Annotated in this window: 11 protein-coding genes; 8 read left to right on the top strand and 3 right to left on the bottom strand. The window is 63.4% G+C overall.

Going from position 1 to position 11,357, the window contains the following annotated elements; genetic code table 11:
- Positions 1 to 105 precede the first annotated feature (105 nt).
- Positions 106 to 882, bottom strand: a complete 777-nt coding sequence (locus tag AWB67_RS28040) for an enoyl-CoA hydratase (RefSeq protein WP_087659460.1) — start codon at positions 880 to 882, stop codon at positions 106 to 108.
- A 139-nt stretch (positions 883 to 1,021) separates the two neighbouring features.
- Between AWB67_RS28040 and paaN the strand changes: the two genes are divergently transcribed.
- From paaN to paaK, 4 genes are all read left to right on the top strand, one after another.
- Positions 1,022 to 2,731: a phenylacetic acid degradation protein PaaN gene (gene paaN / locus AWB67_RS28035; protein WP_087659459.1), complete on the top strand. Its 1,710-nt coding sequence runs from the start codon at positions 1,022 to 1,024 to the stop codon at positions 2,729 to 2,731.
- Positions 2,732 to 2,845: 114 nt separating this feature from the next.
- Positions 2,846 to 3,637 (top strand): 2-(1,2-epoxy-1,2-dihydrophenyl)acetyl-CoA isomerase PaaG, encoded by a 792-nt coding sequence (gene paaG, locus AWB67_RS28030; protein WP_087659458.1) that lies wholly within the window; start codon positions 2,846 to 2,848, stop codon positions 3,635 to 3,637.
- 56 nt (positions 3,638 to 3,693) lie between these two features.
- Positions 3,694 to 4,080: a hydroxyphenylacetyl-CoA thioesterase PaaI gene (paaI, locus tag AWB67_RS28025; protein ID WP_125477704.1), complete on the top strand. Its 387-nt coding sequence runs from the start codon at positions 3,694 to 3,696 to the stop codon at positions 4,078 to 4,080.
- A 72-nt stretch (positions 4,081 to 4,152) separates the two neighbouring features.
- On the top strand, positions 4,153 to 5,454 hold the full coding sequence (gene paaK, locus AWB67_RS28020) for a phenylacetate--CoA ligase PaaK (protein WP_087659457.1): 1,302 nt from the start codon (positions 4,153 to 4,155) through the stop codon (positions 5,452 to 5,454).
- Between the two features lie 58 nt (positions 5,455 to 5,512).
- Here the strand turns inward: paaK and mltA are convergent, their stop codons facing one another.
- Positions 5,513 to 6,757 carry a murein transglycosylase A gene (mltA, locus tag AWB67_RS28015; protein ID WP_200822325.1) on the bottom strand — a complete coding sequence of 415 codons (1,245 nt, stop codon included), beginning with the start codon at positions 6,755 to 6,757 and terminating at the stop codon, positions 5,513 to 5,515.
- Positions 6,758 to 6,827: 70 nt separating this feature from the next.
- Positions 6,828 to 7,202 carry a Co2+/Mg2+ efflux facilitator ApaG/CorD gene (apaG, locus tag AWB67_RS28010; RefSeq protein ID WP_087659455.1) on the bottom strand — a complete coding sequence of 125 codons (375 nt, stop codon included), beginning with the start codon at positions 7,200 to 7,202 and terminating at the stop codon, positions 6,828 to 6,830.
- Between the two features lie 217 nt (positions 7,203 to 7,419).
- On the opposite strand from apaG, the gene rpe reads away from it, so the two are divergent.
- The 4 genes from rpe (at position 7,420) to AWB67_RS27990 (ending at position 11,340) form a co-directional block, all read left to right on the top strand.
- Entirely contained in the window at positions 7,420 to 8,109 is a 690-nt protein-coding gene (gene rpe, locus AWB67_RS28005) for a ribulose-phosphate 3-epimerase (protein ID WP_087659454.1), read from the top strand.
- Positions 8,106 to 8,843: a phosphoglycolate phosphatase gene (locus AWB67_RS28000; RefSeq protein ID WP_087659453.1), complete on the top strand. Its 738-nt coding sequence runs from the start codon at positions 8,106 to 8,108 to the stop codon at positions 8,841 to 8,843. Before rpe ends, AWB67_RS28000 begins: the two co-directional genes overlap by 4 nt.
- Positions 8,844 to 9,246: 403 nt before the next feature.
- Positions 9,247 to 10,743, top strand: coding sequence for an anthranilate synthase component I (gene trpE / locus AWB67_RS27995; RefSeq protein WP_087659452.1), 1,497 nt, complete (start codon positions 9,247 to 9,249; stop codon positions 10,741 to 10,743).
- Between the two features lie 12 nt (positions 10,744 to 10,755).
- Entirely contained in the window at positions 10,756 to 11,340 is a 585-nt protein-coding gene (locus tag AWB67_RS27990; RefSeq protein ID WP_087659451.1) for an aminodeoxychorismate/anthranilate synthase component II, read from the top strand.
- Positions 11,341 to 11,357 lie beyond the last annotated feature (17 nt).

Genomic DNA, 11,357 nt, shown 5'->3' with positions numbered 1-11,357 from the left:
AAGCACCCACCCCTTCTTCCCGCTCCCTTCGCCGCTCAGTGAGCTGCGAAGGAACGGAATTCTAGTGCCCGCGTACCCGTTTCGCAAGCGGTTTTTCAAAGAAAATTAACGGTGCTTGAAGTCCGGCTTCCGTTTCTCCACGAATGCGGCCATTCCTTCTTTTTGATCCTCGGTCGCGAAGAGCGAGTGGAAGAGTCGGCGCTCGAAATGAACGCCCTCGGACAGCGTGGTTTCATAAGCGCGATTCACCGCCTCCTTCGCCATCATCACGGCAGGCAGCGAAAAGCTCGCGATGACCGTCGCGGCGTCGATGGCCTCTTCCAGGAAACGGTCGGCTGGGACGACGCGCGACACCAGACCCGCGCGCTCCGCTTCGTCGGCGTTCATGAAGCGGGCGGTCAGGCACAGGTCCATCGCTTTCGACTTCGATACGGCCCGCGGCAACCGCTGCGTGCCGCCCGCACCCGGGATCACGCCGAGCTTGATCTCGGGTTGCCCGAATTTCGCGGTGTCGGCGGCGATGACGATGTCGCACATCATCGCGAGTTCGCAGCCGCCGCCGAGCGCGAAGCCCGCGACCGCCGCAATGATCGGTTTGCGGATCGAGCGGATGGTCTCCCAGTTGCGCGTGATGTAGTCGCCCTTGTAGACGTCCATATAGGAGTAGCCCGCCATCATCCCGATGTCCGCGCCCGCCGCGAACGCCTTCTCGCTACCGGTCAGGACGATCGCGCCGATGTCTTCGTCGGCGTCGAAGTTTTTGAGCGCGGCGCCCAGTTCGTCCATCAGCGCGTCGTTCAACGCGTTGAGCGCCTTCGGCCGGTTCAAGGTGATCACGCCGACGCGCCCACGCACTTCGGTCAAGAGATTCTCATAAGCCATCCATTCCTCCTATGTAAGTCCACATCGGATCCATATAGAAAAAAGCGCTTTTCGCGCCCGTCTCGATAATGCTAACATTGCCAAACCAACCGGTCGGTTAATTAATGGGCCGGCCCGCCCCCACTTTTCCGTTCCCACCATGACACATCCGCTATTCACGAAGCACGAAGCGACGCTCGACAAAGCACTCGCAGCCATCGAAACGCGCGGCTACTGGAGCCCGTTTGCCGAAATGCCGAGTCCTAAAGTGTACGGGGAAACCGCGAACGCAGACGGCGAAGCGGCGTTCAAAAGTCACCTGAACCGCACGTTCGAACTCGACCAGCCGTCGACCGGCGAGACCGTCGGCAGCGAGAAATCGCCGTTCGGCGTCGCACTCGGCATTCGCTATCCGAAGGCTAATCTGGAGGCGCTCCTCGCCGCATCCGGCGCTGCGCAGAAAGACTGGCGCGCCGCCGGACCGCAGGCTTGGGTCGGGGTGAGTCTCGAAATTTTGTCGCGCATCAATCGCGCGAGTTTCGAGATCGGGTACAGCGTGATGCACACCACCGGCCAGGCGTTCATGATGGCGTTCCAGGCGGGCGGTCCGCACGCGCAGGACCGTGCGCTGGAAGCCGTCGTCTACGCGTGGGATCAGCTCCGCCGCATTCCGACCGAAGCGCACTGGGAAAAGCCGCAGGGCAAGAATCCGCCGCTCGCGATGCAAAAGCGCTTCACCGTCGTCCCGCGCGGTACCGGTCTCGTGCTCGGTTGCTGCACGTTCCCGACGTGGAACGGCTATCCCGGCCTCTTCGCCGATCTCGCGACAGGCAACACGGTCATCGTCAAGCCGCATCCCGGTGCGATCCTGCCGCTCGCGATCACGGTGCGCATCGCCCGCGAAGTCTTGCGCGAAGCCGGCTTTGATCCGAACGTCGTGACGCTGCTCGCGACCGAGCCGAACGACGGCCCGCTCGTTCAGGACCTCGCGCTGCGCCCGGAAATCAAGCTGATCGACTTCACCGGCAGCACGCAAAACGGCACCTGGCTCGAGCGCAATGCGCATCAGGCGCAGGTGTACACAGAGAAGGCGGGCGTGAACCAGATCGTCATCGATTCCGTCGATGATCTCAAAGCCGCTGCCCGCAACATCGCGTTCTCGCTCGCGCTGTACTCCGGCCAGATGTGCACAGCGCCGCAAAACATCTACGTGCCGCGCGACGGAATCCGCACGAGCGACGGCCAACTCAGCTTCGACGACGTCGCGAAGACGCTCGCCGGTGCGGTCGAGAAGCTCGTCTCCGACCCGGCCCGTGCCGTCGAGCTCACCGGCGCGATTCAGAATGATGGCGTGCTCCAGCGTATCGACGAAGCGCGCAAGCTCGGCGAAGTGCTCGCCGACAGCCAGACGCTCGCGCATCCCGTCTTCGCCGGCGCCCGCGTTCAGTCCCCGCTAGTGCTGAAACTCGACGCCCGCACGGATTCGTCCAAGTTCACGAAAGAATGGTTCGGCCCGATTTCTTTCGTGATCGCAACCGATTCCACTGCGCAATCGCTCGAACTCGCCGGCTCGATCGCCGCCGAGCACGGCGCGCTCACGCTCTCCGTCTACAGCACCGACGACGCAGTCATCGAAGCCGCGCACGAAGAGGCGATCCGCGGCGGCGTCGCACTTTCGATCAACCTGACCGGCGGCGTGTTCATCAACCAGTCGGCCGCGTTCTCGGATTTCCACGGCACGGGCGCGAACCCGGCAGCGAACGCTGCACTCGCCGATGCAGCCTTTGTCGCGAATCGCTTCCGCGTCGTTCAGAGCAGGGTGCATGTTGCGCCGAAGGCCGCGCCCGCGGAAGTCGGTCAGAAGGCATAGGCCCGATGCATGTCAGGCGGCTTATGCCGTCTGGCCGAATGGAAAGTGCCAAGGGTCGCGGATAGTATCGATCCACTGGCTTTCGCATCGGGTTCGGAGACTGGAGGAGACACCATGTCCGAAAAATCAATCCTTTTTCACATCGACGGCGATTCGCGCGTCGCGACGCTCACGCTCAATCGGCCGGACAAGCTCAATAGCTTCACGCGCGCGATGCACGGCGAACTGAGCCATGCGCTCACGGAAATCGAAGCGAGCAACGCGCGCGCGCTCGTCATCACCGGTGCGGGACGCGGTTTTTGCGCCGGGCAGGATCTGGCGGATCTCGACTTCGCGCCGGATTCGATGACCGACCTCGGCGACCTGATCGACGAATTTTTTAACCCGCTCGTGCGGCGACTGCAAGCGATGTCGCTGCCGGTGATCGCTGCCGTCAACGGCACGGCAGCAGGCGCGGGTGCCAATCTGGCGATGGCGTGCGATCTGATCGTCGCGGGGCGCTCGGCGAGCTTCATCCAGGCGTTCGTGAAGATCGGGCTCGTGCCGGATTCGGGCGGCACCTGGCTGTTGCCGCGGCGCGTCGGCGAGGCGCGCGCGCTCGGGCTGGCGCTCACCGGTGAAAAGCTGAGCGCCGAGAAGGCGGAGGCGTGGGGCATCGTCTGGCGCGTGGTCGACGATCAGGAATTGCAGCAGTCGGCGGCACAACTCGCCGCGCAACTGGCGCAGCAGCCGGCCGGCGCGGTGGCCGCGATCAAGCACGCAATCCGCGCGAGCGCCAACAACACGCTCGACCAGCAACTGGATCTCGAACGCGACTGGCAGCGCGACCTCGGCGCATCGCATGACTATGCCGAGGGCGTCGCGGCGTTCAAGGAAAAGCGCGCGCCGCGCTTTGAAGGCCTGTAAATCACCGGAGGACATCTGTGACGCCGCAACAACTCGCCGAAGCGACCGCCAAAATCATGTACGAAGCCGATGCCTGCACGCGCGGGCTTGGTATCGAACTGCTCGAAGTGCGCCCGGGCTACGCGCGCCTCTGCATGAACGTGCGCCCCGATTTCCTGAACGGCCACGACATCTGCCACGGCGGCCTCATCTTCACGCTCGCCGATTCGACCTTCGCGTTCGCCTGCAACTCGTACAACATCAACACGGTCGCGGCCGGCTGTTCGATCGAGTTTCTGCGCGCCGTCAAAGGCGGTGACTGCCTGACGGCGGAAGGCATCGAGCAGACGCTCAACGGCCGCACCGGTATCTACGACATCCGCGTGACGAATCGCGAAGGCGAGACCGTCGCGATGTTTCGTGGCAAATCGGCGCAGATCAAGGGCACCTTGCTCCCCGTCTGACGCCGATTTTGGGCGTACCTATCGATGCCCATGCAAACAGTTATGCAACAAACGACCTGAAGGAGACATCCGATGACCACCCCGCTGCCGCTCGAGCCTATTGAAAAGGCGAGCCGCGACGAACTCGCCGCGCTTCAACTTGAACGCCTCAAATGGTCGCTGAACCATGCGTATCAAAATTCGCCGGTGTATCGGCGCAAATTCGACGAGGCCGGCGTCCACCCCGACGACGTCAAGTCGCTCGCCGATCTCGCGCGCTTCCCGTTCACGACCAAAAAGGACCTGCGCGACAACTATCCGTTCGGCATGTTCGCCGTGCCGCAGGACCAGATTTCGCGGATTCACGCTTCGTCGGGCACGACGGGCAAGCCGACCGTCGTCGGTTACACGGCGAAGGACATCGATACCTGGGCGAATCTCGTCGCCCGGTCGATTCGCGCTGCGGGCGCCCGGCGCGGCGACAAAGTCCATATCAGCTACGGCTACGGGCTCTTCACCGGCGGCCTCGGCGCGCATTACGGCGCGGAGCGGGCCGGCCTGACCGTGATCCCATTCGGCGGCGGGCAGACCGAGAAGCAGGTCCAGCTCATCCAGGATTTTCGGCCCGACATCATCATGGTCACGCCGAGCTACATGCTGTCGATCGCTGACGAACTGGAGCGCCAGGGCATTGATCCGGCGGCCACGTCGCTGCGCATCGGCGTCTTCGGCGCGGAGCCGTGGACCAACGACATGCGCTCGGCGATCGAAAAGCGCATGGGCATCGATGCCGTCGATATTTATGGTTTGTCGGAGGTGATCGGCCCGGGCGTGGCGTCAGAGTGCGCGGAAACCAAGGACGGTCCGACGATCTGGGAAGACCACTTCTATCCTGAAATCATCGATCCGATTACGGGCGAGCCCGTCGCGGATGGCGAATTCGGCGAACTCGTGTTTACGTCGCTGACGAAAGAGGCGCTACCTATCATCCGCTATCGCACGCGCGATCTCACGCGGCTCCTGCCGGGCACCGCGCGCACGATGCGCCGCATGGAAAAGATCACCGGGCGTTCCGACGACATGATGATCATCCGAGGCGTGAACGTCTTCCCGACGCAGATCGAGGAACTGCTGCTCAAGCGCCACGTGCTCGCGCCGCACTATCAGATCGTGCTGACGAAGGAGGGACCGCTCGACGTGATGACGCTCAATGTCGAGCCGTGTCCGGAATCGGCGCCGGATCAGGCCGCGCTCGAAAGCGCGAAAGGCGCGCTCGCTTATGACATCAAGGCGCTGATCGGCGTGAGCGCCATAGTGAACGTGCTCGGTGTGAACGGGATCGAGCGGTCGGTGGGGAAAGCGCGGCGGGTGGTGGATCGCCGGAATCTGGCGTAGCGGGGGCGCGAGGCTGCTGCGATTCGCTATGTACTTCGCGAATCGCAGCTCTTCGCAATTACGAATTCGGCAGCAACAGCCACATCCGGCCACCCTGCTTCATCCGGCCCGCGAGGTCTCCGGCATCGTCGCCGAGTCCCCAGAAGTAGTCGGCACGCACGCCGCCCTTGATCGCGCTGCCCGTGTCCTGCGCGAACACGAGGCGGTTCATCGGCGAGTTGCTGAGCGGGCGCGTCGTCTGCAGGAACACCGGCGTGCCGAGCGGGATCGCCGCCGGATCGACGGCGATCGAACGTTCGGGCGTCAGCGGCACGCCGAGCGCGCCGACCGGCCCGTCGCCGGTTCCGGCCGCCATTACGTCCGTCGATGGCATCTCGCGGAAGAACACGAAGCGCGGATTCACATCGAGCAATGCATCGACGCGCGCCGGGTTCGCCTTCGCCCACGCCTTGATGCCCTGCATCGTAGCCTGCGCGGGCGTGAGTTCCCGTCGATCCAGCAGTTCACGGCCGATCGACTTGTACGGCTGATTATTCGTCCCGCCGAAGCCGACGCGCATCACGCTACCGTCCTCCATCACGACGCGTCCCGAACCCTGCACTTGCAGGAAGAACGCTTCGATCGGATCGTCGACCCAGACGAGTTCGTTGCCGTTCAGCACGCCCGAGTTCTCGAGTTGCGCGCGCGCCGGTAGCGCCGCGCCCTGTTTGAATCGATACGGCCAGCGATACAGCGCGTACTGATAAACCCCGTGACGCGTGCGCGCCCCGCGCAACAGCGGCTCGTAGTAACCGGTCACTAGGCCGTCGAGCGTGCCATCCGTATTCGCGAGTTGGAACGGCGTGAAATAGGTTTCGAAGAAATCACGGGCCGCGGTCATATCGAGATCGTCGAGACGCTGGGCCGCGGCGCAGGCTTTGCGCCAGGTCGGCTGCTGCGCGACGCGGCTGCAGTTCTGACGCAGCGCGGCCGTCGCGCCAATCAGCGAATCGTCCTGCCAGCCCGGCACCTGCTGCCAGCTCACCGCAGTGAGACGATTCGCCGCACGCTGCCCGGCTAAGGACGGCGCGCCCGTCGGCGCCGCCCCGCTGCCCGGCTTCAGCACTCCGCCACCACCGCACGACGCGAGCAGCACAGCAGCCGCGAGGGAAGCCACCCAAGCCGCCACTCCTGTGGCCGGCCGCTTGAAACGCATACAATGTTCGCTCTTGATGAGAACCGCCATGTCAGATCTGTTCGACGAATATCCAATGCTGATTTTTGCGCTCGAGTCGCTCGCAGCGCTGTTCCTGCTGGTCTTTATCGTCGCGTGGACCGCGTCGGGCAAGAAGAAGAACCGGGCGAACGACTCGGCAAAACGTCGCTGATTAAATTTAGTGCAGCGTGCGCGGCATGTGCAGCGCAAATTCCGCGACGGGCGTCTCGAAGCGTTCGCCGTCTTCCGCGACGCAGAAATACTCGCCGCGCATCGTGCCGACCGGCGTCGCGATCACGGCCCAGCTCGTGTACTCGAACTGCTCGCCGGGCGGCAAAAGCGGCTGATGCCCGACCACGCCGAGACCTTTCACTTCCTGCACGTGGTTGTCGCTGTCGGTGATGATCCAGTGACGCGAAATCAACTGCGCGGCCACCTCGCCCGTGTTGCGGATCGTCAGCGTGTAGGCGAACGCGTACTGGCGGCTATCCGGGTCGGACTGTTCGGGCAGATAGCGCGTCTGCACCGATACGCTGAATTCATACTGGCTCATCGTCTTTCCAATTCAACAGTTCAACATTCAATGCCGGCGCTCTAACGCGAGCCGTTCTGCCTGCTCGCGCCGCTTGGTGACGCATTCTGCTTGATGCAGCCAGCAGCCGCAACACAATGGCGCGGCCGATTTCGGCGCCGACCCGGCCATTCGGCCAGGCGCCCGAAACGCCGCAGCGCGTTAAAATGACGCCTCCCGCATGCAACCGGCCCACGCCATGACGCAATTTCGCATCGCTCCCAGCATCCTGTCCGCCGACTTCGCCAAGCTCGGCGAGGAAGTCCGCAATGTGGTCGCGGCGGGCGCCGACTGGATCCACTTCGACGTGATGGACAACCATTACGTGCCGAACCTGACCATCGGGCCGATGGTGTGCGAGGCGATCCGCCCTCATGTCGACGTGCCGATCGACGTGCATCTGATGGTGCGCCCGGTCGACCGCATCATTCCGGACTTCGCGAAAGCCGGCGCCAATGTGATCAGTTTTCACCCGGAAGGTTCGGATCACATCGACCGGTCGCTCTCGCTGATCCGCGACCACGGCTGCAAGGCCGGGCTCGTGTTCAACCCGGCCACGTCGCTCAATTACCTCGATCACGTGATGGATCGCGTCGATCTGGTGCTGATCATGTCGGTAAATCCGGGCTTCGGCGGGCAGTCGTTCATTCCCGAGGCGCTCAACAAGCTGCGCGAGGCGCGCGCGCGGATCGATGCTTATCGCGAGCGGACCGGCCGCGAGATCCATCTGGAAATCGACGGCGGCGTGAAAGTCGACAATATCGCGGAAATCGCAGCGGCCGGCGCGGATACGTTCGTCGCGGGCTCGGCGATTTTCGGCAAAGGCGATTACCGCAAGGTGATCGACGAAATGCGGGCGGAACTGGCGAAGGAAGGAGCAAAACAATGAGCGAAGTCGCGGCGGCGTTGCCCTCGTTTTCAAACAAGCCGATTCGCGCGGCGATTATCGATCTCGACGGCACGATGGTCGATACCGCCGACGACTTCGTCGCGGCCCTCAACGCGATGCTTGCGCGCATCGGCTCGACGCCGACCGCGCGCGACGAAGTGGTCGGCTACGTGGGCAAGGGGTCAGAGAACCTTATCCGCAGCGTGCTCGCCGTGCGCTTCTCGGCGTCGCAGGCGACCGCGCAATTCGACGACGCGCTCGCCATCTATCAAAGCGAATACGCGAAGATCAACGGCCGGCACTCAACGCTTTTTCCCGAAGTGAGAGAAGGGCTCGAAGCGATGCGCGCTCTCGGCATCGCGCTCGCCTGCGTGACGAACAAGCCGCACCGGTTCGCGGTGGAACTGCTGACGCACTTCGGCCTCGTTGGCTATTTCAAGGTCGTGCTCGGCGGCGATTCGCTCGCGCAAAAGAAGCCCGATCCGCTGCCGATGTTGACCGCATGCGAGCGGCTCGACGTGCTTCCGCGCGAAACGGTGGCCGTCGGCGATTCGGAAAACGACGCGCTCGCGGGCCGCGCGGCGGGCATGGCGACGCTCACCGTGCCCTACGGCTACAACCACGGCAAAGCTGTGCAATCAGTGAAATCCGATGGTATAGTTTCCACGCTGCACGCCGCAGCACAGGCGATCGCCGCTACGCTGGCGCCGCCCACACCTGAACCGACTGAATAGTCCACCCTCATGTTTCTGAACAAAAAACGGAGTCTGAGCAGCATCGACCGGGGAGCCTGGCCCTGGCGTCGCTGGTCGCGCTAACCTCGCCTGAGGTACGCTGAAGCCCTGCGCTTCAGCACCGTTTTTTGTTTCGCTGCGCATCCGCGCGCCGATCCCGCTGATTTGCTTGTTTTGCCTGCCGTCGTCGAGTTCCGCTCGATGGCTGCCCGCGCCGCATCATTCGCTGTGTCTGGCGTTGTGTCGCATCGCGCGTCTTTCGATGACGCGTTGCGCGCATCGTCACCGGCTGAATGCGGCCACCCGCGAGATCGCCGACGTGCGGAAAAACCTCCCGCAGCGCCCCAGTTTGTGCCGATGCCGCGTATAAATCGAACACGCGCGACACGTAAAGGATCGAAACATGACCGAACTCGAATTCCAATCGCTGGCGAACGAAGGTTTCAATCGCATTCCGCTCATCGCCGAAGCGCTCGCCGACCTCGAAACGCCGCTCTCGCTCTATCTCAAGCTCGCCCAGACCGAACGCAACGGCGCCAACTCGTTCCTGCTGGAATCGGTGGTCGGCGGTGAGCGCTTCGGGCGTTACTCGTTCATCGGGCTGCCCGCGCGCACGATGGTCCGCGCACAGAACGGCGTGTCCGAAGTGGTCCGCGACGGCCAGGTGATCGAGACGGACGATGGCGATCCCCTCGCGTTCATCGAGCAATTCCAGAAACGCTTCAAAGTGGCGCAGCGCCCCGGCCTGCCGCGTTTTTGCGGCGGCCTCGCGGGCTATTTCGGCTATGACGCGGTGCGCTATATCGAGAAGAAACTCGCGAATTCCGCGCCGACCGACGATCTCGGCCTGCCCGACATTCAGTTGCTGCTGACGGAAGAAGTCGCGGTCATCGACAATCTGGCGGGCAAGCTCTACCTGATCGTCTACGCCGATCCTTCAGCGTCCGAGGCCTACGCGAAGGCGAAGCAGCGCTTGCGCGAACTGCGCGCGCGGCTGCGGGCGACGGTCCAGCCGCCGGTGACCTCTCCGAGCGTGCGCACCGAAACGTTCCGCGAGTTCAAGAAAGAGGATTATCTGAACGCCGTGCGCCGTGCGAAGGAATACATCGCGGCCGGCGAACTGATGCAGGTGCAAGTCGGCCAGCGGCTCATCAAGCCGTTCCGCGACAATCCGCTGTCGCTGTATCGCGCGCTGCGGTCGCTGAATCCTTCTCCCTATATGTATTACTACAACTTCGGCGGCGAGTTTCACGTCGTCGGGGCGTCGCCGGAGATTCTCGTGCGCCAGGAACAGCGCGCCGACGATCGCATCGTGACGATTCGCCCGCTCGCCGGCACGCGGCCGCGCGGCAATACGCCCGAGCGCGACGCCGAACTCGCCACCGAACTCCTGAACGACCCGAAGGAAATCGCCGAGCACGTGATGCTGATCGATCTGGCGCGCAACGACGTCGGCCGGATCGCGGTGACAGGATCGGTCGCTGTCACCGACAAAATGATCATCGAGAAGTATTCGCACGTTCAGCACATCGTCAGTTCGGTCGAGGGCAAATTGAAGCGCGGCATGACGAACTATGACGTGCTGCGCGCGACCTTCCCCGCCGGCACGCTCTCGGGCGCGCCGAAAGTGCGTGCGATGGAACTCATCGACGAACTCGAACCCGTAAAGCGCGGTCTGTATGGCGGCGCTGTCGGTTATCTGTCGTTCACGGGCGAAATGGATCTCGCGATCGCGATCCGCACCGGCCTCATCCACAAGGGCAATCTGTACGTGCAGGCGGCGGCGGGCGTCGTCGCGGATTCGGTCCCCGAATCCGAATGGCAAGAGACCGAGAACAAGGCGCGCGCGGTGCTGCGCGCCGCCGAACAAGTGCAAGACGGCCTCGATAGCGATTTCTGAACGGAGACAGCCATGCTGCTGATGATCGACAACTACGACTCGTTCACCTATAACCTGGTCCAGTACTTCGGCGAACTCGGCGAAGACGTCCAGACTTACCGCAACGACGAAATCACCCTCGACGGTATCGCGAAGCTCAATCCGGAGCGCATATGCCTGTCGCCCGGGCCGAGCAACCCGCAGCACGCCGGCATCACGCTCGACGTGCTGCGCGAATTCTCCGGCAAGCTGCCGATTCTCGGCGTCTGCCTGGGCCATCAGGCGATCGGCGAGGCCTTCGGCGGACGCGTCGTGCGCGCGCAGACCATCATGCACGGCAAGGTGAGCGAGATCGAAACCGACTGCAAGGGCGTGTTCGCCGACCTGCCGAAGCACTTCAAGGTGACGCGCTATCACTCGCTCGCGATCGAGCGCGAATCGCTGCCCGACTGTCTCGAAATCTCCGCGTGGACGCCCGACGGCGAAATCATGGGCGTGCGGCACAAGGAACTGGCGGTTGAAGGCGTCCAATTCCACCCCGAATCGATCCTGTCCGAGCATGGCCATGCGCTGCTCGAGAACTTCGTGAAAAGCCCGGCGCAAGGCAAACGCGCGTGAAGATCGACCCGAAGAGC

Origin of the sequence: Caballeronia terrestris, assembly GCF_001544515.1 — a bacterium.
GTDB lineage: Bacteria > Pseudomonadota > Gammaproteobacteria > Burkholderiales > Burkholderiaceae > Caballeronia > Caballeronia terrestris.
This window is presented reverse-complemented; position numbering and strand designations above follow the sequence as displayed.

What these genes read in the sequence shown, in the direction of transcription:
- AWB67_RS28040 (WP_087659460.1), bottom strand. Translation starts at nt 882, where the DNA reads ATGGCTTATGAGAATCTCTTGACCGAAGTGCGTGGGCGCGTCGGCGTG.
- paaN (WP_087659459.1), top strand. Translation starts at nt 1,022, where the DNA reads ATGACACATCCGCTATTCACGAAGCACGAAGCGACGCTCGACAAAGCA.
- paaG (WP_087659458.1), top strand. Translation starts at nt 2,846, where the DNA reads ATGTCCGAAAAATCAATCCTTTTTCACATCGACGGCGATTCGCGCGTC.
- paaI (WP_125477704.1), top strand. Translation starts at nt 3,694, where the DNA reads ATGTACGAAGCCGATGCCTGCACGCGCGGGCTTGGTATCGAACTGCTC.
- paaK (WP_087659457.1), top strand. Translation starts at nt 4,153, where the DNA reads ATGACCACCCCGCTGCCGCTCGAGCCTATTGAAAAGGCGAGCCGCGAC.
- apaG (WP_087659455.1), bottom strand. Translation starts at nt 7,202, where the DNA reads ATGAGCCAGTATGAATTCAGCGTATCGGTGCAGACGCGCTATCTGCCC.
- rpe (WP_087659454.1), top strand. Translation starts at nt 7,420, where the DNA reads ATGACGCAATTTCGCATCGCTCCCAGCATCCTGTCCGCCGACTTCGCC.
- AWB67_RS28000 (WP_087659453.1), top strand. Translation starts at nt 8,106, where the DNA reads ATGAGCGAAGTCGCGGCGGCGTTGCCCTCGTTTTCAAACAAGCCGATT.
- trpE (WP_087659452.1), top strand. Translation starts at nt 9,247, where the DNA reads ATGACCGAACTCGAATTCCAATCGCTGGCGAACGAAGGTTTCAATCGC.
- AWB67_RS27990 (WP_087659451.1), top strand. Translation starts at nt 10,756, where the DNA reads ATGCTGCTGATGATCGACAACTACGACTCGTTCACCTATAACCTGGTC.